Genomic DNA, 22,557 nt, shown 5'->3' with positions numbered 1-22,557 from the left:
GCCGTCACCGGTCTGGTTGTCCGAAACCTAGAAACGGCCCACCCCTGCGTCAGCGCCGCGGCTCCCCCCTAGCCTCCGGGCATGGCCTCTCCGTGCCGCCCCATGTCTGCCACCACCGGCACCGCTGCCTCCACGCTCCTGAGCCGGCTCGCTCTGGCCGTGGTGGTGCTGCCGATGCTCCTTCCAGTGCCTGCCGCCAGAGCCGAGAGCGATCTCAACCCGGACATCGAGACGATGTGCCAGGGACTGGCCCTGATCAACAACGAGTTCGGCGCCACCGCCGCACCCGGAACACCGATGGGCAGGCGCATGGAGGAGGAACTGGCCGTCTCCGCCGCCCAGTACGGCGCCCTGTGGTCGTTGATGAAGCTCACCCCGACCACCACCTGCAGGAAGCTCTACTGAGCCCCATCCAGCTGAACGCAGCCCCACTCACCCCTGGCGCACCGCCATCACGGTGATGTGGTGCAGGCCTTCGAGGCCCTGCCAGCCCAGATACAGCCCCAGCAGCATGGCCAGCACCCCCACCAGCCATTCGGCCCGGTGGATCAACCAGTCGTTCAGGACGGTGAAGGCTTCCCGCGCCCTGCCCCCGCTCAGCCACCAGGCCAGCGGCGGCAGCAGCAGCAGCGAGGTGGTCACGGCCACGAACACCGCGCCCACCTCCAGATCACCCCGCAGGCTGGTGTGGTTGGTGAGCAGCATCCCCCCTTCCTTGAGGTAGAAGACCAGGTTCTCCGGGCTCACCAGGGCGCATCCGGCTCCGAGCCCCAGCAGCGGCAGCCACTCCAGTTCCGGCAGCTGGGCGATCAGCTGCATCGCCCAGTTCTCCTCGCCCAGCGTCACGGCTGGGGTGAGCTGGAACAGTCCCAGCCCCAGCAGCGCCCCGGCCCCCAGCAGATCCAGCTGAACCTGGGCCCTGGTACCGAGATGCAGGGCCCAGCTGAAGCGGCTGCCGATCAGCACCACCACGCCGAGGGCGCCGCCGTTGGCCAGCACCCATCCCCCCAGGTAGGTGGCACAGCGCCGCAGGGGCTGACGGCCCAGCATCAGCAGGGCCACCAGGGCGATGTTGATCGGACTGAACGCGATCCCAAGCCCGAAGGCGATCGTCTGGGTGAGCCAGTGAAAAGGGAGCATCGGCCGACAGTCCGGGCGGCAACGTACCAGAACCCGCCAGACTCCCTCCATGAGCACCCCGGCCCCCGGCAAGCTGCAGCAGGTGCTGGGCCTGGGCTTCGGGCTGGCCGGCGCGGTGGGGGGCACCATCGGCGCCGGCATCCTGGTCACCCCCGGCCTCGTGGCGGCCCAGCTGGGCGCCCCCTGGCTGATCCTGGCCGCCTGGCTGCTGGGCGGCCTCTACGCCGGCCTCGGGGCCCTGTGCGTGGCCGAGCTGGCCAGCAGCCTGCCCCGGGCCGGGGGTTGGTATGTCTACGCCGAAAGGGCCTTCGGCCTGCGGGCCGGTGGCCTGGTGGGCTGGACCGACTGGCTGGCCCACTGCATCGGCCTGGCCTGGGTAGCCACCACCACCGGTGAGCTGCTGGCCCTGCTGCTTCCGGCTCTGGGCCTGCCACCCCGGTTGATCAGCCTGCTCGCGATCGCCGGCTTCGGCCTGATCCAGTGGCGTGGTGTGAAGGCCGGCAGCGCCAGCCAGGAACTGCTCAGCCTGGCCAAGGCGGCGGCCTTCCTCGCCCTGGTGCTGGCCTGCTTCCTGCTGCCCGGCGGTGCGGAGATCGCCGGGCCGGCAAGCGCCCTCGAAGCCCCGCCGGCCCTGCCACCGCTGGCCTGGGGCGGCCTCAGTCTGGCCCTGCTGGCCGCCCTGCAGCCGGTGATCACCACCTACGACGGCTGGGCCAGCCCCATCTACTTCTCGGAGGAGTTCACCGATCCCGGCCACGACCTGCCCCGCTCCCTGATCGGCGGCGTGCTGGCGGTGCTGGCGCTCTACCTGCTGATCAACGCTGCCCTGCTGCACGTGCTCACGCCCGCTCAGCTGGCCGGCTCGAACCTGCCGGCGGCCGATGCCGCCCGGCTGCTGGCCGGTGCGGGCGGCAGCCTGCTGATCCACGGGGTGGCCCTGGTAGCCCTGCTGGGGCTGATCAACACCGTGGTGATGGCCGCCCCGCGCATCCTCTACGGCCTCAGCCGCGACGGTCTCTTCCCCACAGCGGCCCTGGCGGTGAACGCCGGCGGCACCCCCACCGGCGCCCTCGGGCTCACCCTGGCCCTCACCGCCGCCCTGGTGCTGGGCGGCTCCTTCGAGCACCTGCTCGCCATGGCCGCCTTCCTTTACGTGTGCCTGCCCCTGGTGGGGATCGCCGCCCTGATCACCCTGCGGCGGCGGGAACCCGAGCTGCCCCGGCCCTTCCGGCTGCCTGCCTACCCGCTGGCGCCGCTGCTGATCGCGCTGGTGTCCACGGCGTTCCTGGCCACCGCCCTGCTGCAGGACACCACCAACAGCCTCGCCGCCCTGGCCCTGGCCGGAGTGGGTCTGCTCATCCCCCAGCAGCGGCAGCCGGAGACCCCTCCATCCAGCGCCACGCCTGCCGCAGCGTGCCCGCCTCCCCCAGGTTGCCCGGGAAGGTGAGCACCGGCAGCCCCGGCACGCGCGCCTCAGCCGGGGTGAGCACCAGTGAGAGGCCGGGCAACAGCTGGCCCTGCAGCTCCACGGCCACCAGATCCAGCCCCTCGCTCAGCAGCGCCTGGGTGGTGATGCCCCCCTTGCTGATCACATACCCCAGCTGCGGGGCCAGGGACCCGGCCAGCCGGGCCATCAGCGCCGCCAGAGCCTCCCCCAGCCGCCGCCGTTCGGCGGGACTGGCACAGAACACCTCGCCGCGGCTGGTGTGCAGCACCGGGGTGCGGCCGGCCACCAGGCAGGCCTGGAGCTGCTCGCGCCAGGCCTGCTCCAGCGAAGCCAGCAGCTCCCGCGGCGCCGGCCCCTCCAGCAGCCGCGCCAGCCGGGCCACCGGCAGCTCCAACGCCGCGCAACCAGGCTCGTGCAGCAGCACCTCCAGCTGGGCATCGGCCAGGGGCACATGGGAGCCCACCAGCACCAGCCCCGGCAGCGCCCCCTCGCCCCCCCGCCGCCGCAAGCCGGCCAGGCCGGCCGCCTCCAGGGGCTGGGGCGGCAGGTCGACCAGACCGTTCAGCAGGCTGGCGGCGCCCTGGAACAGGAACCGCCGCGGCCGGCCCCAGCCCTCGCTGGCAGCGGGCGCCGTGAGCTCCCGCACCGCGGCTCCCAGGGCCGCCAACTGCCGCGGCCGCTCCGCATCCACAGCCACCAGCCTGTTGCCATCCAGCGCCGCCAGCCGGGCACAGAGCGCCCTGTGGCCCTGGGGCGATGCCGCCGCCGCATCCAGTGCCGCCAGCCCCAGACGCGCCACGCTGGCCGCCTTGATCCGGCCGCCACTCCTCTCCTCGGCCCACACCGCCAGATCGCTGCTGCCGTAGCCGAACAGCCCGTCCCGGGCGAAGGGGGTGGTGTGCACCGGCTCACCGTTCAGCCGATGCACGCCGTTCACGGTGGTGCGGCCACCCGGCAGAAAGGCCGGCGCCAGGAACGTGGCATCGAAGCCGGCCGGATCCTCCCCGGCTGCGGCACCCAGCTCCGCGGCGATCACGTCGCACTCCAGCGGGAAGTGGCTGCGCAGGGTGGAGTCGCCGCGACTCACGATCAGCCAGTGGTGGCAACGGCCCTCGGCCTGCTCCGCCGCCACGGCCTGGCGCAGGGCCCGGCAGATCCCGGCCACCCGCTCCCTCGCCGCGGCCGGCGCCAGCGCGCGCGTGTTGGCCAGCACGAAGAGCAGCGGCGAGGGGTGGGCCAGTCCCCGCCGCAGCGTGGCCGGATCCCAGCGCAGCAGCAGCGGGCAGCCGTGCACGGTCTGCGATCCGGTGGGGTCGTCGTCGAGCACCACAACCTTCATGGGACCATCGTGCCGTGATGACCCCGGAGCCCCACGAGCTGCAGGAGCTGGTGCGTGACCTGCACCGGCAGGGTGACGCCTGGCTGCCGGCCGGTCTGGGCAGCCGGATCGACTGGGGGCCGCCGGTGGCCCAGCCCCACACGGTGCTGAGCTGCGCGCGGCTGAACCGGATCCTTGAACACAATCCCGGCGACTTCACCATCACGGTGGAGGCCGGCACCCCACTGGTGGTGGTTCAGGAGGCGTTGGCCCACCACGGGCAGTGGTTACCCCTGGACTGGCCCTGGGGGAGCGACGCCTCCGGAGCCGGCAGCGGCTCGATCGGCGGCCTGCTGGCCCGCGGCCTGGCCAGGGGCTACCGCCACCGCTACCTCGGGGTGCGCGACCAGCTGATCGGCATCGAGCTCGTGCGCAGCGACGGCGTGCGCGCCCGGGCCGGCGGCAAGGTGGTCAAGAACGTGGCCGGCTACGACCTGATGCGGCTGCTCTGCGGCAGCTGGGGATCCCTGGCCCTGATCACGGCGGCCACCCTGCGCACCCAACCGATCCCGCCCCAGCGCCGCGGCCTCCGGCTGGCCGGTGCGCTGGAGCCGCTGGCGACGTTCTGCCGCTGGCTGCTCGACTCGAGCCTCACCCCCGAGCGCGTCGACTGGCAGCGACGTGGCGGTGGCACGTCCCTGGTGGTGAGCCTGGCCAGCATCAGCGCCCAGACCCTCGACGAACAGCTCGCCTGCATCCGGGAGAAGGCGCCGGGGCTCGAGCTCCGCACACTGGAGCCGGAAGAGCTGGCCACCGCCACCGCCCTCCCCACAGCCGTGCCCACAGCCGCCGGCCGGGGGGATCCGAGCACGCCGGGCTGGCTGCTGCGGCTCGGGGTGAAGCCCGACCAGACCGCCGGGATGCTGGCCGATCCCGCCCTGGACGGTCTGGATCTGGAACTGGGCGCCGGCTCCGGCCTGGGCTGCGGCTGGGCCGGAGCCCAGGCCGTGCCCGCCTACCGGATCGAGGCCCTGCGTCAGCTCTGCCGGGCCCGGAGCGGCTACCTCACGGTGTTGCAGCAACCCTCCGGGTCGACGCTTCCCGCCTGGCTGGATGCCCCCTCCCGCCCCATGATCGAAGCGATCAAGCGGCAGTTCGATCCGAAGCAGCAACTGGCGCGAGGCCGGCTGCCGGGGGTGGCTCCCCGGCACTGACGGCCCTGGCCACACCGGCGGCGTCACCGCCTGAGCCTCCGAGGTCGTCCAGCCAGTTCAGCAGGGCCGTGTTGACCAGCTCGGGCACCTCGTCGTGGGGGCAATGGCCCGCCTCCAGCACCACCTCGGTGGTGCTGGAGGCGGGGGCGTGGCGCTGGAAGGCCTGGCGACGCCCGGCGGCGTTGATCCAGGGATCGCGGATACCCCAGAGCAGCAGCAGGGGGCAGGCGAGTTCCGCGAAGAGTTCATCGAGGGGCTGGCCGCGGGGGATGTCGAACACCGTGCGGAACACGCCGAACGCCCCAGGGTCCAGTGAAGGCCGGCGGATCGCCTCCACCAGGGCGTCATCGACATTGGTGCGGTCGATGTACACCTGGTTCAGGGTGCGGCGGATCGTGGCGGGCCGGCGCAGGTTCTCGAACAGCAACCGCTGCAGCACAGGACTTCTCAGCAGGGCCGCTCCGATGGTCTGGCGGGTGATGGCCCCCCAGCCCCGCGGCGGTGCCTGCTCATCGCTGAACGGCCCGGCGGCGTTCAGCAGCACCACCCCGGCCGCCTGGGGCCCGAGGGCAACGCCCGCGGCAAGGGCGGCGAACCCCCCGAGCGAATTGCCCACCAGCACGGTCGGCCGGCCGATCCGCTCGGCCACGTAGGCGGCGAGCTGGTCGCGCCAGAGGGCTCCGCCGTAGGCCAGCTCCGCCGGCTTGGCGCTGCGGCCGAAGCCGAGCAGATCGAGGGCATGCACCTCATGGCTGACCGCCAGGGCCGGAATGTTGTGGCGCCAGTGGTCGGTGGAGGCCCCGAAGCCGTGCACCAGCAGCACGGCGGGCCCCCGGGGCTGGGCCGGGGCCGCCACCACGGCGTGGACGGCATGACCCCGGTGACTCCAGGGCTGGGCGATCGGCTGGTCGGACACCACGGGGGCCGGCGGGGAGGGTCGATGCTAGGGAGCCCGCCCGATCTCCCTTGCCCCTCGCCAGTGCTGACTGGAGCGCCGTGCTCCCGGGAATCGCCCTCTGGGCCCTGGCGCTCTATCTGCCGCTCACCCTGCCGCTCAGCCGGCTCGAGCAGGCCCTGGCGGCAGGGCCCCTGCCCCAGTACGCCCAGCAGTTGGTGCTGCTGGGCCTCAGCCTGCTGCTGGCCCTGCTGCTGGGCACGGCGACCGACCTGGCTCTGGGTCTGGCCCTGGGGCCGGGCTGGGCGTCGAGCCTCGGACTGATCGCCGTGGGCTGGGGCCTGTTCACAGCTCTCGCCAGTCGAGCCAGGGAAGATGGGGAATGATCGCCGCCGTGCTCTGGCGGTAGGCGACGTACGCGGGATGGAGCCGCTGCAGGGCCCGCTCCTCCCGCCTGGCCTTGCCGCCCAGCACGGCTGCCAGGCCGAACAACAGGGCCAGGTGGAGGAGGCTGCCGAAGACCAGGGTCACCCCCAGGGAGCAGAGGAGCACCGCCTGGTAGAGCGGATGGCGGCAGCGGGCGTAGGACCCGGACGTGACCAGGGCCGCCCCGGGCATCGGTTCCGGCAGGGGTGTGAGGCTGGGGCCGAGCCCCCAGAAGGCCTGGGCCGCCAGCACCAGCCCCAGCAGGAACAGCACGGCTCCAGCGATCGCCACTGGCAGGGGCCAGGCGTAGCCCCAGGCCCCGGGGCTGGGCCAGGGGGGCAGCAGATGGGCCGCAATCAGGACGAGCTGGGCCAGGAGCCACCACTCGCCGCGCCGGTTGTCCCGCCAGCCGCTCCAGCTCAGGCCCCAGCGGCGAAGCAGCCCCGGGGCCGGCTCCGCGGCGTGTTCTGCCTGGGGGGGGTCAGGTGGGGATTTCGGCAAGGGGATCAAGATCGGGGCCTCCTGGCGTCCCGCCCAGAACCAGGCGGAGCAGGATCGGCGCCAGGAAGGTGGTGCCGATCACCATCAACAGGATGGCCGCCTCGAGGGGTTTGGTGAGCAGGCCGGCCTGGCTGCCGAGCCCCAGGAAGATCAGGCCCACCTCGCCGCGGGGCATCATCCCCAGGCCCACCACCAGACGGTTGGTCTTCTCCTTGCTGACGTAGCTCCAGCCGGCCACCACCTTGCCCACGATCGCCACGGTGAGCAGGAAGGCGGCGACCACCAGCCCTTCGCGGTTCTCGGGGTTGAGCGGATTCAGCACCGAGAGATCCATGCTGGTGCCGATCAGCACGAAGAAGATGGTGGCGAACAGGGCCACCAGAGGCTGCACCGTGCCCTGGATGGCATGGGTGTGGCGCGAGCCGCTGAGGATCAGGCCCGCAGCGAAGGCTCCCAGGGCCGCCTCCAGGCCGATCGCCTGGGCTGCGAAGCAGGAGAGGGACAGCACCACGAAGGCGGCCACCACCACCTCGCCCGGGGCCTTGAGCCGATCCAGCACCCAGTCGAAGACAGGGGCGGCCTTGCTGCTGAGGAAGAGCGCTGCGGCCACGAACACGCCTGCGGCCGCAACCAGCTTGATCACCGGGCCGACAGCGAAGCCGCCGCCACCGGCCAGACTCACCACCACGGCGAGGATGACGATGCCGAGGATGTCATCGAGCACCGCGGCTCCGATCACGGTCTGCCCTTCGCGGGTCTTGAGGAACTTCAGTTCGCCGAACACGCTGGCGGTGATCCCGATCGAGGTGGCGGTCATCGCCGCCCCGGCAAACACCGCCGGAATCAACGGCACGTCGAACAAGTAGTAGAGGCCGGCCGTGCCAAGGGCGAAGGGGAGCACCACCCCGGTCACGGCCACCGTGGTGGCCTGAACCCCGACCGCCACGAGTTCGTCGAGCTCGCTTTCCAGGCCTGTCAGAAACAGCAGGGCGTAGAGGCCGATCTGGGAGACGGACTGGAGATTGGGGAAGGTCTCCGCATAGAGATCCTGCACGGTCTCGGGCGCCAGGTCGGCGAGCGAACCGAGCAGGGCCAGACCCCAGCCGCTCAGCTGCGCCTGGGTCTCGGGTGGCACGATCAGGTGCAGGCCCGAAACCCCGATCAGCACCCCCGCCACCAGTTCCCCCAGGATCGTGGGGAGCTGAACGCGCACCATCAGCTCGGCCAGCAGCCGGGCCGCCACGAAGATCACGAGGAACTCGCCGACCGAGATCAGGGTCTCGGCGACCTCGAGCTGGTGGCTGCCCACCTCTAGCAACAGCGCTGGCAGGGTCATAGGGAGTGTTCAGGCGCCGCTGACCGTAGGCCCGTCGCCCGGTGTTCGGACGCAGATCTCTAGGCAGCGGGAGGGGGCCGGCGTGGCAACCGTCGCTACCGTCCAACCACGGTCACCAGGGAGAGACAGGCCATGCAGGCGTCGGATGTCACAACGGGGTCCGTTTTCCAGACTCCCCCCGAGGGAGTGGACGGCGAGCTGCTCGAGCGGATCAACCGCTGGTGGCGAGCGGCGAAGTACCTGGCGGTGGGGATGATCTACCTGCAGGACAATCCACTGCTGCAGGAGCCGCTCAGACCCGAACACATCAAGAACCGGCTGCTGGGCCACTGGGGCTCCAGCCCGGGGCAGGCGTTCATCTGGGCCCATGCCAACCGGCTGATCCGCCAGCGGGACCTGGACATGATCTACCTGTCGGGGCCGGGCCACGGCGCACCTGGGGTGCTCGGACCCACCTACCTCGACGGCAGCTACAGCGAGGTCTACCCCGACAAATCCCGCGATGAAGCCGGGATGCGGCGCTTCTTCAAGCAGTTCTCGTTTCCGGGGCACATCGGCAGCCACTGCACCCCGGAAACCCCCGGCTCGATCCATGAAGGCGGTGAACTGGGCTACGTGCTCTCCCACGCCTGCGGGGCGGTGTTTGACAACCCCGATCTGATCGCCCTGGCCTGCGTCGGTGACGGCGAGGCGGAAACCGGACCGCTGGCCACCAGCTGGCACATCAACAAGTTCCTCAACCCGATCAGCGACGGGGCGGTGCTGCCGGTGCTGCACCTCAACGGCTACAAGATCGCCAACCCCACCCTGCTGGCCCGCATCCCCCGCGAGGAACTGGCCAGCCTGCTGCGCGGTTACGGCTGGGAGCCGCTGTTCGTCGAGGGCAGCGAACCGATGGCCATGCACGCCGCCATGGCCGCCGCCATGGAGGAAGCTGTCGGCCGCATCCAGGCCATCCAGGCCGAGGCGCGCCGCAGCGGCGAAGCCCAGCGCCCCCACTGGCCGATGATCGTGCTGCGCTCTCCCAAGGGCTGGACCGGACCCGCCGCCCTGGGCGACAAAAAACTGGAGGGCTTCTGGCGCGCCCACCAGGTGCCCCTGCCGGGCCCGCAGAAGGATCCCGAGCAGCTGGCGATGCTCGAGACCTGGCTGCGCAGCTACCGGCCCGAGGAGCTGTTCGACGAGCACGGCACCCTCCTGCCCGAGCTGCAGGCCCTCTCCCCCCAGGGGCTGCGGCGGATGGGCTCCAACCCCCATGCCAACGGCGGGCTGCTGCGCCACAGACTGCAGCTGCCGCCGATCGAGTCCTACGCGGTGACGGTGGACACTCCGGGCCGGGTCGAGGCGGAGAACACCTACCCGCTGGGGGAACTGCTGCGCGATGCGATCGGCCTCAACCCCGATTCGCTGCGGGTGTTCGGCCCCGATGAAACCGCCTCGAACCGCCTCCAGGCGATCTACGAGGTGAGCAAGAAGGTGTGGATGGAGGACCTGCTGCCCGAGGACAGCAACGGCAGTGAGCTGGCCCGCAGCGGCCGGGTGGTGGAGATGCTCTCCGAGCACACCCTGGTGGGAATGATGGAGGGCTACGTGCTCACCGGCCGCTACGGCTTCTTCCACACCTACGAGGCCTTCGCGCACGTGATCGCCTCGATGTTCAACCAGCACGCCAAGTGGCTGGAATCCTGCAACCTCCATGCCCCCTGGCGGGCACCGATCGGTCCCTGGACCTGTCTGATCTCCTCGACGGTCTGGCGCCAGGACCACAACGGCTTCACGCACCAGGACCCGGGCTTCATCGACCTGGCCGGCAACAAGAGCGGCGATGTGGTGCGCGTCTACATGCCGCCGGATGCCAACAGCCTGCTGGCGGTTGCAGAGGAGGCGATGCTGGAGACCAACGTCTGCAACATCATCGTCTCCGACAAGCAGAAGCATCTGCAGTACATGAACCTCGAGCAGGCCCGCGCCCACGTGGCCAAGGGGATCAGCATCGTGCGCTGGGCCAGCAACGACGACTGCGGCACCCAACCCGATGATCCCGATGTGGTGATGGCCTGCGCCGGCGACATCCCCTCCAAGGAGACCCTGGCGGCGGTGGAGATCCTGCGCCGGGAGATTCCCCAGCTCAAGATTCGCGTGCTCAACGTGGTGAAGCTGTTCGCCCTCACCCAGCCCAGCGAGCATCCCCACGGCCTCTCGGATCGGGACTTCGACAGCCTGTTCACCACCAACAAGCCGGTGATCTTCAATTTCCACGGTTATCCGTGGCTGATCCACCGGCTCACCTACCGCCGCACCAACCACGCCAACCTGCACGTGCGGGGATACAAGGAGAAGGGCAACATCAACACGCCGCTCGAGCTGGCGATGAACAACCAGATCGACCGCTTCAACCTGGTGATCGACGTGATCGACCGGGTGCCGAGCCTCGGTTCCCGCGCCGCCCACGTCAAGGAACAGATGAAGGACGCCATCCTGGCCAACCGTGCCTACGCCCACCAGCACGGCATGGACGCTCCTGAGGTCACCAACTGGCGCTGGACACCCCCCCAAGCATGACAACCATCAAACCCAAGACCCTGCGCCTGCCCACCCCGGGCTGTTATGCCGACCCCGACCGGAGTGGTCCGGAACCGGATGACGTGTTCGACGGCATGACCGAGCACCTCTTCTACAGCCTCGGCAAGCTGGCGCCCACAGCGACCCGCCACGACCTCTACGTCGCCCTCAGCTACGCCGTGCGCGACCGGCTGATGACCCGCTACCTGGCCGGGATCGAGGCGCTGCGGGCCGCACCGACGCGGGTGGTGTCCTACCTCTCGGCCGAGTTCCTGATCGGCCCCCAGCTCGGCAACAACCTGCTGATGCTGGGCATTCAGGATGCGGCCGCGGAAGCCCTGCGCCGCTTCGGCATCGACGACATCAACCTGATCCTCGATGTGGAGGAGGAGCCCGGGCTGGGGAACGGGGGCCTGGGCCGTCTAGCGGCCTGCTTCCTGGAATCCCTCGCCTCGCTGGAGATCCCTGCCACCGGCTATGGGATCCGCTACGAGTTCGGCATCTTCGACCAGCTGATCCGCGACGGCTGGCAGGTGGAGATCACCGACAAGTGGCTCAAGGGCGGCTGGCCCTGGGAGCTGCCCCAGCCCGACCAGGCCTGTTTCGTGGGCTTCGGCGGCCGCACCGAGAGCTACCAGGACGAGCACGGCCAGTACCGGGTGCGCTGGGTGCCGGCCGAACACGCCATCGGCATCCCCCACGATGTGCCGGTGCTGGGCTACCGGGTGAACACCTGCAACCGCCTGCGCCTCTGGCGCGCCGATGCCACCGAGAGCTTCGACTTCTATGCCTTCAACATCGGCGACTACTACGGCGCCGTGGAGGAGAAGGTGGGCAGTGAGACCCTCTCGAAGGTGCTCTACCCCAATGACGGCACGGCTGAAGGTCGGCGACTGCGGCTGAAGCAGCAGCACTTCTTCGTGAGCTGCTCCCTGCAGGACATGATCCGCAGCCTCGAGGCACGGGGCCTGCCGATCGCGGAGTTTCCGGACCACTGGGCCGTGCAGCTCAACGACACCCACCCGGCGATCGCGGTGGCCGAGCTGATGCGCCTGCTCATCGACGACAAGCATCTGGAGTGGGAGGACGCCTGGGCCATCACCACCCGCTCGCTCTCCTACACCAACCACACCCTGCTGCCCGAAGCCCTGGAGAAGTGGGGCCTCGAGCTGTTCGGCTCGCTGCTGCCCCGCCACCTGGAGCTGATCTTCGAGATCAACCGCCGTTTCCTGCAGCAGGTGCGCATCCGCTACCCCGGCAACGAGGCCGTGCTGCAGCGCGTCTCGATCATCGATGAGGAGGGGGGCAAATCGGTGCGGATGGCCCATCTGGCCACCGTGGCCTCCCACCACGTCAACGGCGTGGCCGCGCTGCACAGCGAGCTGGTGAAGACCCAGCTCTTCCCGGAGTTCGCCGACCTCTGGCCGGAGAAGTTCACGAACGTGACCAACGGGGTCACCCCGCGACGCTGGGTGGCCCTCGCGAACCCCCAGCTCTCCGGACTCCTGGATGAGGTGATCGGGGACCGCTGGGTGCAGGACCTGAGCCAGCTGCGCCAGCTCGAGAACTACGTCGACGACACCAGCTTCCTGGAGCGCTGGGGGGCCACCAAACTGGCGGTGAAAAACCAGCTCAGTCACTACATTCACCGTCACACCGGCGTGCTGGTGGATCCGGCCTCCCTGTTCGACGTCCAGGTCAAGCGCATCCACGAATACAAGCGCCAGCACCTCAATGCCCTGCAGGTGATTGCCCAGTACCTGCGCATCAAGAACGGCGAGGGGGACCATCTGGCACCGCGCACGGTGATCTTCGGGGGCAAGGCAGCGCCGGGCTATTACATGGCCAAGCTGATCATCCGCTTCATCAACGGCATCGCCGAAACCATCAATGCCGACCCCGACATGGAGGGCCGGCTGCGGGTGATCTTCCTGGCGGACTACAACGTGAAGCTGGGCGAGCGTGTGTATCCCGCCTCCGACCTCTCCGAGCAGATCTCGACAGCCGGCAAGGAGGCTTCAGGAACGGGCAACATGAAGTTCGCCATGAATGGGGCGCTCACGATCGGCACCCTCGATGGCGCCAATGTGGAGATCCGCGAGCAGGTCGGCGCGGACAACTTCTTCCTCTTCGGCAAGACCGCCGAGGAGATCATGGCGCTGCACGATGCCGGCTACCGCCCTTGGGAGCTGATCAGTGCGATGCCGGAACTCACCGAAGTGCTGCGTCTGGTAGAGCAGGGACACTTCAGCAATGGTGACGGCGAACTGTTCCGCCCACTGCTGCAGAACCTCACCGGACGTGATCCCTTTTTCGTGCTGGCCGACTTCAACGACTACCTGCGCGCCCAAGCCGAGGTGAACACGGCCTGGGCGGATCGCCGTCGCTGGAACCGGATGTCCCTGCTCAACTCCGCCCGGAGCGGCTTCTTCTCGTCGGACCGCTCGATCGCCGAGTACGCCGAACGGATCTGGAGAGCCGAGCCCTTCCCGGTGACGATCAAGTGCGAGATGGAGGACGAACCGGGCTGAGGCCCTCCCGGTTCAGCCCCGATCGGGCAGGTCCGGGGTCTGGTGGAGCAGCCGATTGAGACGCAACCGGTCCGCATTGAGGGGATCCGGGGCCAGTTCACCGGCCACCTCACGGAACTTCTGCTCCACCTCTTCCGGCATGCGCACGTCGAAGATGCGCTCCATCAGCGCCTCGATCGAGAACAGATGGGCATTGATGTTCTCCAGATCGGCCATGGCCTGCTGGAGGGCATCGGGTTCGGAGGCGTCACCGGGGGCCACGGCGGCCCCACCCGGCTCGGCCTTGGCCGCGGGTGGGGAGGCGGCCTCACCGGCCGCATCCTGCTGCTTCTGGAGTTCTTCCATCACCCGGCCGGCCAGGGTCCGGAAGGACTGCAGCGCGGCCCAGTTGAGCTCCTGCTGCTGCCTCAGCGTTGGATTCTCACGGATCAATCGGTCGTGTTCCCGATAGAAACGCTGGCAATCAGGGCACTGGCAGGGCTCTTCGGGCACCGCGCTCCCCAGGGATGTCAGGCTCCATCATGACACCGAGCCCCGGAGGGCTGACTGATCCGGGCTCAGGCGGCCAGGGGGCCAGCCCCGGAGAGGTCGCCGGAGTCATCCTCCTCACCGTTGGCGGCCGGCAGTGGGATCTCGATCGAGCTGACCACCTGGATGACATCCCGCAGCCGCATCGAATCGGCGAACCACCCCATCGCCTGCTCGGTATCCCCACGGCGCTCGGCATCGCCCGCCTGCTCTTCGTGGGCCTCGGCCAGCAACGCCAGCCAGCAGAGGCAACGGGCCTGAACCACCGAGAGGTCCAGCTCGTCGAGCTGGCCATCGGCAATGCGCTCGCTCTCCTGCTGCACCAGCAGACGAAGGCGCAGATCGTGCAATGGCGTCATCGCGGTCCGGCGGCTGAAGCCACGCTAGCGACGGTGCTGAGGATGAACAGGCCACCACCGGTAGCGCCAACTACCGAACGCCCAGCGGCCGTGCCCGGGCCCAGCCGAGCTGCGCACCGCTGAGCCTTCGCCAGCTGAGCGGCGGCTGATGATCGACGGGGCTGGCGGGACTCGAACCCACGACCTACGGTTTAGGAAACCGTCGCTCTATCCGGCTGAGCTACAGCCCCGGGGCCGCCATTATGCGCGGGCCCGGGCTCCAAGGGCGCGCCGGTGGGCCAATCCGGTCGGCCGCTCCGGTCGCCCGCACCGGTCGCCCTGCGAGCACACCCAACCGAAGCGACCACACCCCAACCAGCCAGGACCTCCAGAAGGCCTCCCTCCAGCCGGGTTCCTTCGAGCAGGCATCATGGGGGGGAAAGCAGGCGAGGTGATCGCGACCGGGTGGTGGACGGCCTTCGGGTCCGAGACCAGCCCGGTTGAGGAAAGTCCGGGCTCCCCAATGGCCAGGCTTGCTGGGTAACGCCCAGTGCGGGTGACCGTGAGGACAGTGCCACAGAAACACACCGCCGATGGCCGGGGCCCGTCCCTGTGCACAGGCAAGGGTGCAAAGGTGCGGTAAGAGCGCACCAGCAGCATCGAGAGGTGCTGGCTCGGTAAACCCCGGCCGGGAGCAAGGCCCAGGGACAAGGGTTGGCCATGACACCCGTCCCGACCCAAGTGCGCCGCTCGAGGCCGCCGGCAACGGCGGTCCCAGACAGATGATCACCCCAGGCAGGGCTTCGCCCTGCCTGGAACAGAACCCGGCTTACGCCCTGCTTTCACCCCTACGCCACCGCCAGATGGGTCCTCGCCGTTAGCGCAGGAGCAAGCCCGAGCCCCCCAGGGGATGGACCCACGGGGCCGGACGTGCTGCGGTGGATCGCCGCAAGACATCCGGGCTGACATCACACCGCAACCCAGCCTGGATCAATCAAACACACCATGCCGGCCAATCGCGGCAGGCTGAGATGGGAAACCTGATGGACGAAATGGCGGCTTGGGGGGGAGCACTTCTGCCAAGGAGTCAGCAACGCTGAGCCTTCTGGCGCAGGAGCTTCCTCGGCGAAGCGAAGCGGGAAGGCAAACGTTCACCAGAGGTCGTGATTTGCGGCACAAGGCCCCGAATCGACACGCCACGGGTGCTGGGCTGGAACCGTACAGCACATTGGGTTTGACTCCATAATGGAACGACTGCCACCAAGACTCCAGTTCCATGCAGGTTAAATTCTACGGAGTCCGCGGATCAATCTCCGTCTCCGGAGAACAGTACACAAGGTTTGGAGGCAACACAACATGCCTCCAAATCATGGCCCCGGAGACAAGGAGAATTGGCATCATTGACGCAGGAACAGGGATCAGAAAGCTCGGCGCCGATTTCACCGCGATGGGGACCGATCAAAAGGAGATCTTCATTGCATTCACACATTTTCACTGGGACCACATCCAAGGATTCCCATTCTTCGGCCCAGCCTATGACCCAACCACCACGATCAAGATCCTGGCCAAAGGCGGGAAGCGGCGCGCCCACACGCTGAAAGATATTTTCGCAACTCAGATGCAGGAAACATATTTTCCCGTTTCAATGCGGGACATGGGTGCCAACTTTGATTTCATCTTGCTCGATAGCTCCTCTCACACCTTCATCCCGCCCGACGGCATCCCTGTCACAATCAAAGCCATCAAGCACAGACACCCCGGAGACGCCTACAGCTATCGCTACGAACGGGCCGGCCGCTCCATCGTATTTTCAACAGACATCGAACACGGCGACGCAATTGACGAAAATATTGTGACCTTTGCCCAAGGCGCAGACATCCTGATTCATGACGGTCAATATTCCAACGAAGAGCTTGCCACCAAAAGGGGTTGGGGTCACAGCAGCTTTGAGCAGGCCGCCGAAGTTGCCATAAGAGCCAATGTCAGACAATTGGTGGTCACCCATCACGACCCCGACCACGACGACGACTATCTGGAAAACGCCGAGAAATTATGTCAGGATATTTTTCCGGACGCTCTTTTCGCACGCGAAGGGATGGTTCTCTCGACATGAAGAAAAGACCTCATACCTGAGTGCACTCCTCACCAACCTTCATGCCCAAGGGTTGGGTTCCCGCGCAGCAGGGCCAGCATCACAGCCAAGCCAACGGAAGAGCTCCCAAAAACCGGCGCTACTGTGCCTGCCTACCCAGACTGTGCTTACTTACAGCGTGCTTGTCAGTGTGCCTAGTCTGAGCAAGCCCGCGTAATCCAGAGCAAGTCGGCCTTCGGGGAAGCCAAGGGGATCTGATCATGAACACACCGGTCATGGCGAAGCTTCGCCTTCTCACCAGAACCTGCATCAGCGGCACTCCCCTCCTTCTCCTGGCATGGGTTGGGTGCCATGGCGCCGCAGCCATCGCCCAGCCCATCGCCGGGCCATCGCCGATCCCTTCCCCCATGTCTCAGGGCAGCGATCCAGCCTCACGCATCGGGACCAACCTGGGAGCCGTGCGCTATTGCCGCCGTAATTATCGGGCGGATGACATCTTCAGCTCCCGTTTCAAGGCTCTGGAACAGCTCGCCAACGAGGCACTGCTGAATCTTTCCAGTGACAAGCAAGTACGCGCCAGACGCCAGATGGCCGCGGTGGAACAATCAGGCCAATTCGAAGGAAAACCCCTGACCCCTATCCAGTGTGAGGCTGTCAGAAAGGGTTTTCTGGAGCATTACCGCTGACATGCCACACCATCAGCGGCTGATGCCCACAGGCAGGCCAAACGGTCCACACGTCAGCAGAACAGCCACCGCCGCTCGGATTGGGTGGATGAGAGTGGATGGGGTGGATTGGTGGATGGGATGGCTTCGCGGATGGGATGAACCAACCTCTCACGCTTGAGCCTGATCAGCATCAACCTGCATCGAGAGATCATGTCATCGCTGCCGGGACCACCCCCACCTGCCTCCTGCCCGGGGATGGGATGCCCCCCATCGGCTGTACCCTGCCCCGCGGCTAGGTTCGAAAGGACCCTGAGCCCCGTTGGCGTCACCCGCCGGTGCACCCCTCGACCATCGGCGATCGGCCACTGCCCTCCTCCATCCGCGACGTGACCCCCGAACGCCGCCGACAGCTGCTCGCCTTCCTGGCGGGCCTCGGGCTGGACCCGGAGGCCCCCGGTGGTCCCGGCCGCGACGATGGCGCCCTGGCCCCGATCGACGAGGCCCTCACCCACACCTCGGCGCTGCTGGGCCCCAACCACGAGCGGCTGGAATTCCTGGGTGACGCGGTGCTGCGGCTGGCGGCATCCGAGTACCTCCGGACCCACCATGGCGCCCTCAGCGTCGGCCGCCACGCCGCACTGCGGGCCCAGCTGGTCAGCGACCGGTGGCTGGCGGACCTGGCGACCAGCTGCGGCATCCCGAGCGTGTGGCGGATCGGTGCAATGGCCAGGGGCGACAGGGCGGGGCTGGCCACGGTGCGGGCCGAACTCTGCGAGGCCCTGATCGGAGGGCTGTACACCAGCTGGGGATCCCTCGACCCCGTGCATCGCTGGCTCACGCCCCACTGGCAGCGCAGCTGCAGCGAGCTCCTGGCCGATCCGGATCGCCACAACTGGAAATCAGCCCTGCAGGAGTGGAGCCAGGGTGAGGGCCTGGGGCTGCCGGTCTACGCCTGCGAGGAACACTCCAGGGCCCACGGCGACCCCCGCCGCTTCCGCTGCAGGGTGACATTGCAGGGAGAGCCCATGGATCTGGAAGGCTGGGGCCCATCCCGCCGCAGTGCGGAGCAGGACGCCGCCCGGCTCGCCCTGGCGACGATCAGGCCTGCTCCAGGGTCTTGAGGGGGATGGTCACCAGCTTGTCCCAGTTACCGCCCTCGAAGAGCACCGCCGCCTGACTGCCGCTGAGCCGCTGCACGAAGCCCTTGTAGCCGTTGTAGATGGATCGGGCGTCTCTCACCACCACGGTGGAGCCCGGCAGGATCGGCAGGTCGGGCATGGCAGGGGTCCGGCGTGAAGCCATTATCGACCGCAGCAGCCTCCAGCGGCATGGATCCCCATCCAGATGATCCGGCACCCCCCCCTCCGGAGCTGGGGAGCCCGGAGAGCCCGATCCCGCTGGAGGCCACCGAGGACGACCTGCTCGTGGTGGGCAAAGTGGTCGCGGCCCAGGGGCTGAAAGGGGAACTGCGGGTGTTGCCGATGAGCGACTTTCCGGAGCGCTTCACCCGGCCGGGTCGCCGCTGGCTGCAGCGGGGTCAGGACGCGGCCCGGGCCGTGGAGCTGAAGAGCGGGCGGCAGCTGCCGGGCAAGGAGCTCTTCGTGGTCCGCCTGGCGGAGGTGGACAGCCGCGAGGCCGCCGAAGCCCTGGTGGGCCAGAGCCTGCTGGTGCGCGCCAGGGATCGCCCCCGGCTGGCCCGCGGCGAATTCCACCTGCTCGACCTGGTGGGCCTGGAGGTGCGGCTGCTGGACACGGGCGCCCGGGTGGGCACCGTGACCGACCTGGTGCATGCCGGCCAGGACCTGCTCCAGGTGGAGGCCGGAGGTCGCCTCCTGCTGATTCCCTTCGTGGCGGCGATCGTGCCGGAGGTGAACCTGGACGGAGGCTGGATCGGCATCACCCCACCGCCGGGGCTGCTGGAGCTCTGAGGCGGCAGCAGATCGGCCCGCCGGCCCCCGAACGTACCCCCGAACCTGGGCCTGGAACCTGAACCTGCCCTTGAATGGGTCCGACGCCTTGGTCCGATGAGCTCCAGCACCCTGGTTCCCGTGATCCTGTGCGGTGGCACCGGCACCCGCCTGTGGCCGCTGTCCCGGGCGAGCTATCCCAAGCAGTACTGGGCCCTGGGCAGCAGTGGTGAGGAAACCCTTCTGCAGCAGACCCATCAGCGGCTGGCCGGGCTGCCCGGGCTGGCTCCGCCACTGCTGATCTGCAACGAGGACCACCGCTTCATCGTGGCGGAACAGATGCGCCAGATCGGGGTCGAACCCGCCGGAATCCTGCTGGAGCCGATCGGGCGCAACACGGCACCGGCGGTGGCGGTGGCGGCGCTTCAGGCGACCGCGCAGGGGGAGGATCCGCTGCTGCTGGTGCTCGCCGCGGACCATGTGGTGCGGGACACCGAGCGGTTCCGCCAGACGGTGGTGGCGGGGCTCGAGGTGGCCGAGGCTGGCCGGCTGGTGACGTTCGGGATCGTGCCCACCGCCCCGGAGACCGGGTACGGCTACATCGAGGCAGCGGAACCCCTCGCCACCGGCGCACTCAGCCAGCCGCAGGCCGTGCCGATCCAGCGCTTCGTCGAGAAACCCGATCGCGCCACGGCGGAAGGCTTCCTGGCCTCCAGCCGTTTCACCTGGAACAGCGGCATGTTCCTGTTCAAGGCGAGTGCGGTGCTGGCGGAGCTCGAACGGCTGGCCCCGGAGGTGGTGAGCGCCTGTCGCTCGGCCCTGGAGCACGACGCGGCTGACCTGGATTTCCTGCGGCTCGAGCGGGAGGCCTTCGCCGGCTGCCCCAATGTGGCGATCGACGTGGCCGTGATGGAGAGGACCTCCCTGGGCAGCGTGCTGCCGTTGCAGGCCGGCTGGAGCGATGTGGGCAGCTGGAGTGCCCTGTGGGAGACGGCGGACCGCGACGGCGACGGCAACGTGCTGCGCGGCCGGGTGATCAGCGAGGCGAGCCGCAACTGCTACCTGCGCAGCGAGCACCGGCTGGTGGTGGGTCTCGGCGTGGAGGATCTGGTGGTGGTGGAAACCGACGACGTGGTGCTGGTGGCCCACCGGGAGCGGGCCCAGGACGTCAAGGCTGTGGTGGGGCTGCTGGAGCGGGAGGGGGCCCGGGAGAGCAGGGCGCACCGGAAGATCTACAGACCCTGGGGCTCCTACGACGGGGTCGTGGAGGGTGAGCGCTGGCAGGTGAAGAAGATCGTGGTCAACCCCGGCGCCAGCCTGTCGCTGCAGATGCACCACCACCGCGCCGAGCACTGGGTGGTGGTGAAGGGCACGGCGGTGGTGGAGAAGGACGGTACCGAGGAACTGGTGGGGGAGAACCAGAGCACCTACATCCCACTGGGTGCCCGGCACCGGCTGAGCAACCCCGGCAAGATCCCCGTCGAGATGATCGAGGTGCAGAGCGGCTCTTACCTGGGCGAGGACGACATCGTGCGCTTCGAGGACCGCTACGGACGCAGTGACGCCCTGCTGCGACCCTGAGGGGCCTCGCCGCTGCCGCCGCCCTGCCCCCTCACTCCACCGTGACGCTCTTGGCCAGGTTGCGGGGCTGATCCACGTCCAGACCGCGGTGGGCGGCGATGTGGTAACTCAGCAGCTGCATCGGGATGACGGTGAGCAGGGGGCTCAGCAGTTCATCCACCTCCGGCACCGGCAGCAGCACATCGAACAGGCCGGTGTCGGGCCCCTCGGGGGCCACGCCGATCAGCTGGGCATCACGGGCCTTGGCCTCCTGGGCATTGCTGAGCACCTTGTCGAACACCGTGCCGGGCATGGCGATCGACACCACGGGAACCCGGGCATCGAGCAGGGCGATCGGCCCATGCTTCATCTCCCCGGCCGGGTAGCCCTCGGCATGGATGTAGCTGATTTCCTTGAGCTTGAGGGCCCCCTCGAGGGCAATCGGGTAATTGATCCCGCGCCCGAGGAAGATCACATCCTGGGTATCGGCGAACAGGTGCGCCAGAGCCTCACAGCGCTGGTCGTGGTCGGCCACCAGGCGCTCCAGCAGGGCAGGCAGCTGACGCAGCTGACTCACGAGATCGCGCAGCTGCCGGGGCCCGCCGGGGCCGCTGGCGCCCCCGCGCCGCTCGGCCAGGGCCAGGGCCAGCCCGTAGAAGGCGAGCAGCTGGCCGAGGAAGGTCTTGGTGGCGGCGACGCCCACCTCGATGCCGGCGCCGATGTCGAGGATGTGGGGCACCATCCGGGCCAGGGAGCTCTCCGGCCGGTTGGTGATCCCCAGCAGCCTGGGCGCGAAGGCCGGGTCGGCCACCAGGCGACGCCGTTCCTGCTCCATCGCCAGGGCCGCCAGGGTGTCCGCGGTCTCGCCCGACTGGGTGACCCCGATCGTGAGGGTGTGCCGGCTCAGCGGGGGTGGCGCATAGCGGAACTCACTGGCATAGAACACGCTGGTGGGGATGCCGGCCAGCTGCTCCAGCAGGTAGGCGCCCACCAGGGCGGCATGCCGGCTCGTGCCGCAGGCCAGGATCTGAACCCGCTCGAGCCCCTCGTATAACCCCGGATCGAGAGGCAGCGCCACCAGACGTCCCTCGGTGGGCTCCGGCAGATGGCGCGCCACCCAGAGGGCCGCCGTTTCCGGTTGCTCATGGATTTCCTTGAGCATGAAGTGGCGGAAGCTGCGCTTGTCAGCCACGTGCTCGGTGCCGCTGAGCAGGCTCGGTGTGCGCTGCACCCGGCGCCCGCTGCCGTCGTAGAGCTCGATGCCCAGCGGGGTCAGCAGAGCCACCTCGCCATCCTCCATGGGGAGGATGGTGCGGGTGAAACCCGCCAGGGCAGGGGTGTCGCTGGCACAGAGAAATTCACCTTCGCCGAGCCCGATCAGCAGAGGTGCCGCCCGGCGGGCCACCACGAGGGCACCGGGTGCCTGGGCCCAGACGACAGCCAGGGCGTAGGCCCCATGAAGCTGGGGCAACACCTCCTGCACCGCCCGCAGCAGCAGGCTGGCGTCTGCGGGCTGGCCGGAGGCCTGCAGTCGCTCCAGCTGCCTGGCGAGGAGGTGCGGGATGACCTCGGTGTCGGTGTCAGAGCGAAAGACGACCCCCTCGCTCTGCAGCTGCTCCCGCAGGCTGCGATGGTTTTCGATGATGCCGTTCTGGACCACGGCCAGCTCACCCCGCCCGTCGAGATGGGGGTGGGCATTGCGCTCTTCCGGCTTGCCGTGGGTGGCCCAGCGGGTATGGCCGATGCCGCAGTGCCCCGGCGCCCCCTCGGCCTCATAGCGGGCCGTGAGGTTGACCAGCTTGCCCTCAGCCCGGAGACAGTGCAGCCGTCCAGGCGGCTCCCCGTCAACGCCTGCCGAACCGGAGGGAGCGAGTTCGACGGTGGCGATGCCGGCAGAGTCGTAGCCGCGGTACTCCAACTGACGCAGACCCTCGAGCAGCTGGGGGGCCGCTTCCCGTGAACCGATCAGGGCAACGATGCCGCACATAGGGCAGGAGCAAAAAAAAGCCCGGCAGCGGGCCGGGCCTGAGCTTATGGGAGATGGCCCTGCCATCCGTATGGGAGATGGCGCTGCCATCCGCTGCGGATCCGACG

At 68.7% G+C, this 22,557-nt stretch carries 20 protein-coding genes, 1 tRNA gene and 1 other RNA gene; 12 read left to right on the top strand and 10 right to left on the bottom strand.

Annotation, left to right across the window (positions count from 1 at the left end; translation table 11 throughout):
* Positions 1-102: 102 nt before the first annotated feature.
* Positions 103-405, top strand: coding sequence for a hypothetical protein (locus tag ACLNEE_RS07820; RefSeq protein ID WP_411423228.1), 303 nt, complete (start codon positions 103-105; stop codon positions 403-405).
* A gap of 27 nt (positions 406-432) precedes the next feature.
* On the opposite strand, the gene ACLNEE_RS07815 is transcribed toward ACLNEE_RS07820, so the two are convergent.
* Positions 433-1,140: a GAP family protein gene (locus tag ACLNEE_RS07815; RefSeq protein ID WP_411423229.1), complete on the bottom strand. Its 708-nt coding sequence runs from the start codon at positions 1,138-1,140 to the stop codon at positions 433-435.
* Positions 1,141-1,189: 49 nt separating this feature from the next.
* Here ACLNEE_RS07815 and ACLNEE_RS07810 point away from each other — a divergent pair, with 49 nt between their 5' ends.
* Positions 1,190-2,587, top strand: coding sequence for an APC family permease (locus ACLNEE_RS07810; RefSeq protein WP_411423230.1), 1,398 nt, complete (start codon positions 1,190-1,192; stop codon positions 2,585-2,587).
* On the opposite strand, the gene ACLNEE_RS07805 is transcribed toward ACLNEE_RS07810, so the two are convergent.
* On the bottom strand, positions 2,496-3,926 hold the full coding sequence (locus ACLNEE_RS07805; protein ID WP_411423231.1) for a four-carbon acid sugar kinase family protein: 1,431 nt from the start codon (positions 3,924-3,926) through the stop codon (positions 2,496-2,498). The two genes, ACLNEE_RS07810 and ACLNEE_RS07805, sit on opposite strands and share 92 nt — an antisense overlap.
* Before the next feature lie 17 nt (positions 3,927-3,943).
* Here ACLNEE_RS07805 and ACLNEE_RS07800 point away from each other — a divergent pair, with 17 nt between their 5' ends.
* On the top strand, positions 3,944-5,119 hold the full coding sequence (locus ACLNEE_RS07800; RefSeq protein WP_411423232.1) for an FAD-binding oxidoreductase: 1,176 nt from the start codon (positions 3,944-3,946) through the stop codon (positions 5,117-5,119).
* Here the strand turns inward: ACLNEE_RS07800 and ACLNEE_RS07795 are convergent.
* Positions 5,049-6,035 carry an alpha/beta fold hydrolase gene (locus ACLNEE_RS07795; RefSeq protein WP_411423233.1) on the bottom strand — a complete coding sequence of 329 codons (987 nt, stop codon included), beginning with the start codon at positions 6,033-6,035 and terminating at the stop codon, positions 5,049-5,051. The two genes, ACLNEE_RS07800 and ACLNEE_RS07795, sit on opposite strands and share 71 nt — an antisense overlap.
* A gap of 50 nt (positions 6,036-6,085) precedes the next feature.
* Here ACLNEE_RS07795 and ACLNEE_RS07790 point away from each other — a divergent pair, with 50 nt between their 5' ends.
* Positions 6,086-6,400, top strand: a complete 315-nt coding sequence (locus ACLNEE_RS07790) for a hypothetical protein (RefSeq protein ID WP_411423234.1) — start codon at positions 6,086-6,088, stop codon at positions 6,398-6,400.
* On the opposite strand, the gene ACLNEE_RS07785 is transcribed toward ACLNEE_RS07790, so the two are convergent.
* Together ACLNEE_RS07785 and ACLNEE_RS07780 are read right to left on the bottom strand one after the other, a co-directional pair.
* Positions 6,360-6,941 carry a methyltransferase family protein gene (locus tag ACLNEE_RS07785; RefSeq protein ID WP_412006956.1) on the bottom strand — a complete coding sequence of 194 codons (582 nt, stop codon included), beginning with the start codon at positions 6,939-6,941 and terminating at the stop codon, positions 6,360-6,362. The genes ACLNEE_RS07790 and ACLNEE_RS07785 overlap by 41 nt on opposite strands.
* Positions 6,922-8,277 carry a cation:proton antiporter gene (locus ACLNEE_RS07780; RefSeq protein WP_411423236.1) on the bottom strand — a complete coding sequence of 452 codons (1,356 nt, stop codon included), beginning with the start codon at positions 8,275-8,277 and terminating at the stop codon, positions 6,922-6,924. The genes ACLNEE_RS07785 and ACLNEE_RS07780 overlap by 20 nt, the downstream gene beginning before the upstream one ends.
* A 132-nt stretch (positions 8,278-8,409) precedes the next feature.
* Here ACLNEE_RS07780 and ACLNEE_RS07775 point away from each other — a divergent pair, with 132 nt between their 5' ends.
* Positions 8,410-10,839: a phosphoketolase family protein gene (locus ACLNEE_RS07775; protein ID WP_411423237.1), complete on the top strand. Its 2,430-nt coding sequence runs from the start codon at positions 8,410-8,412 to the stop codon at positions 10,837-10,839.
* Entirely contained in the window at positions 10,836-13,370 is a 2,535-nt protein-coding gene (locus ACLNEE_RS07770; RefSeq protein ID WP_411423238.1) for a glycogen/starch/alpha-glucan phosphorylase, read from the top strand. Before ACLNEE_RS07775 ends, ACLNEE_RS07770 begins: the two co-directional genes overlap by 4 nt.
* A gap of 12 nt (positions 13,371-13,382) precedes the next feature.
* Here the strand turns inward: ACLNEE_RS07770 and ACLNEE_RS07765 are convergent, their stop codons facing one another.
* The 3 genes from ACLNEE_RS07765 to ACLNEE_RS07755 form a co-directional block, all read right to left on the bottom strand.
* The gene (locus tag ACLNEE_RS07765) at positions 13,383-13,862 is read right to left on the bottom strand and encodes a hypothetical protein (protein WP_411423239.1); all 480 of its coding nucleotides are present in this window, start codon (positions 13,860-13,862) and stop codon (positions 13,383-13,385) included.
* A 65-nt stretch (positions 13,863-13,927) separates the two neighbouring features.
* The gene (locus ACLNEE_RS07760) at positions 13,928-14,257 is read right to left on the bottom strand and encodes a hypothetical protein (RefSeq protein WP_411423240.1); all 330 of its coding nucleotides are present in this window, start codon (positions 14,255-14,257) and stop codon (positions 13,928-13,930) included.
* 156 nt (positions 14,258-14,413) lie between these two features.
* Positions 14,414-14,487 (bottom strand) — tRNA-Arg (locus ACLNEE_RS07755).
* 188 nt (positions 14,488-14,675) lie between these two features.
* On the opposite strand from ACLNEE_RS07755, the gene rnpB reads away from it, so the two are divergent.
* The 4 genes from rnpB (at position 14,676) to ACLNEE_RS07735 (ending at position 18,117) form a co-directional block, all read left to right on the top strand.
* Positions 14,676-15,083: RNase P RNA component class A (gene rnpB, locus ACLNEE_RS07750), an RNA gene on the top strand.
* A 522-nt stretch (positions 15,084-15,605) separates the two neighbouring features.
* Positions 15,606-16,349 carry an MBL fold metallo-hydrolase gene (locus ACLNEE_RS07745; RefSeq protein ID WP_411423241.1) on the top strand — a complete coding sequence of 248 codons (744 nt, stop codon included), beginning with the start codon at positions 15,606-15,608 and terminating at the stop codon, positions 16,347-16,349.
* A 239-nt stretch (positions 16,350-16,588) separates the two neighbouring features.
* A complete protein-coding gene (locus ACLNEE_RS07740) occupies positions 16,589-17,014 on the top strand; it encodes a hypothetical protein (protein ID WP_411423242.1) in 426 nt (141 codons plus the stop codon).
* Between the two features lie 317 nt (positions 17,015-17,331).
* Positions 17,332-18,117 carry a ribonuclease III domain-containing protein gene (locus ACLNEE_RS07735; RefSeq protein ID WP_411423243.1) on the top strand — a complete coding sequence of 262 codons (786 nt, stop codon included), beginning with the start codon at positions 17,332-17,334 and terminating at the stop codon, positions 18,115-18,117.
* On the opposite strand, the gene ACLNEE_RS07730 is transcribed toward ACLNEE_RS07735, so the two are convergent.
* A complete protein-coding gene (locus ACLNEE_RS07730; protein WP_412006955.1) occupies positions 18,095-18,274 on the bottom strand; it encodes an NAD(P)H dehydrogenase subunit NdhS in 180 nt (59 codons plus the stop codon). The genes ACLNEE_RS07735 and ACLNEE_RS07730 overlap by 23 nt on opposite strands.
* A 50-nt stretch (positions 18,275-18,324) precedes the next feature.
* Between ACLNEE_RS07730 and rimM the strand changes: the two genes are divergently transcribed.
* The gene (gene rimM / locus ACLNEE_RS07725) at positions 18,325-18,924 is read left to right on the top strand and encodes a ribosome maturation factor RimM (protein WP_411423245.1); all 600 of its coding nucleotides are present in this window, start codon (positions 18,325-18,327) and stop codon (positions 18,922-18,924) included.
* Positions 18,925-19,020: 96 nt separating this feature from the next.
* A complete protein-coding gene (locus ACLNEE_RS07720) occupies positions 19,021-20,484 on the top strand; it encodes a mannose-1-phosphate guanylyltransferase/mannose-6-phosphate isomerase (RefSeq protein ID WP_411423246.1) in 1,464 nt (487 codons plus the stop codon).
* A gap of 31 nt (positions 20,485-20,515) precedes the next feature.
* Here the strand turns inward: ACLNEE_RS07720 and glmS are convergent, their stop codons facing one another.
* Positions 20,516-22,450 carry a glutamine--fructose-6-phosphate transaminase (isomerizing) gene (glmS, locus tag ACLNEE_RS07715; protein ID WP_411423247.1) on the bottom strand — a complete coding sequence of 645 codons (1,935 nt, stop codon included), beginning with the start codon at positions 22,448-22,450 and terminating at the stop codon, positions 20,516-20,518.
* Positions 22,451-22,557: the final 107 nt, after the last annotated feature.

Source organism: Aphanothece stagnina RSMan2012, from assembly GCF_046764815.1.
In the GTDB taxonomy this organism is placed as follows: domain Bacteria; phylum Cyanobacteriota; class Cyanobacteriia; order PCC-6307; family Cyanobiaceae; genus NIES-981.
This window is presented reverse-complemented; position numbering and strand designations above follow the sequence as displayed.

What these genes read in the sequence shown, in the direction of transcription:
- ACLNEE_RS07805 (WP_411423231.1), bottom strand. Translation starts at nt 3,926, where the DNA reads ATGAAGGTTGTGGTGCTCGACGACGACCCCACCGGATCGCAGACCGTG.
- ACLNEE_RS07720 (WP_411423246.1), top strand. Translation starts at nt 19,021, where the DNA reads ATGAGCTCCAGCACCCTGGTTCCCGTGATCCTGTGCGGTGGCACCGGC.
- ACLNEE_RS07770 (WP_411423238.1), top strand. Translation starts at nt 10,836, where the DNA reads ATGACAACCATCAAACCCAAGACCCTGCGCCTGCCCACCCCGGGCTGT.
- ACLNEE_RS07780 (WP_411423236.1), bottom strand. Translation starts at nt 8,277, where the DNA reads ATGACCCTGCCAGCGCTGTTGCTAGAGGTGGGCAGCCACCAGCTCGAG.
- ACLNEE_RS07800 (WP_411423232.1), top strand. Translation starts at nt 3,944, where the DNA reads ATGACCCCGGAGCCCCACGAGCTGCAGGAGCTGGTGCGTGACCTGCAC.
- ACLNEE_RS07820 (WP_411423228.1), top strand. Translation starts at nt 103, where the DNA reads ATGTCTGCCACCACCGGCACCGCTGCCTCCACGCTCCTGAGCCGGCTC.
- ACLNEE_RS07740 (WP_411423242.1), top strand. Translation starts at nt 16,589, where the DNA reads ATGAACACACCGGTCATGGCGAAGCTTCGCCTTCTCACCAGAACCTGC.
- ACLNEE_RS07745 (WP_411423241.1), top strand. Translation starts at nt 15,606, where the DNA reads ATGGCCCCGGAGACAAGGAGAATTGGCATCATTGACGCAGGAACAGGG.
- ACLNEE_RS07760 (WP_411423240.1), bottom strand. Translation starts at nt 14,257, where the DNA reads ATGACGCCATTGCACGATCTGCGCCTTCGTCTGCTGGTGCAGCAGGAG.
- rimM (WP_411423245.1), top strand. Translation starts at nt 18,325, where the DNA reads ATGGATCCCCATCCAGATGATCCGGCACCCCCCCCTCCGGAGCTGGGG.
- ACLNEE_RS07810 (WP_411423230.1), top strand. Translation starts at nt 1,190, where the DNA reads ATGAGCACCCCGGCCCCCGGCAAGCTGCAGCAGGTGCTGGGCCTGGGC.
- ACLNEE_RS07775 (WP_411423237.1), top strand. Translation starts at nt 8,410, where the DNA reads ATGCAGGCGTCGGATGTCACAACGGGGTCCGTTTTCCAGACTCCCCCC.
- glmS (WP_411423247.1), bottom strand. Translation starts at nt 22,450, where the DNA reads ATGTGCGGCATCGTTGCCCTGATCGGTTCACGGGAAGCGGCCCCCCAG.
- ACLNEE_RS07815 (WP_411423229.1), bottom strand. Translation starts at nt 1,140, where the DNA reads ATGCTCCCTTTTCACTGGCTCACCCAGACGATCGCCTTCGGGCTTGGG.
- ACLNEE_RS07730 (WP_412006955.1), bottom strand. Translation starts at nt 18,274, where the DNA reads ATGCCCGACCTGCCGATCCTGCCGGGCTCCACCGTGGTGGTGAGAGAC.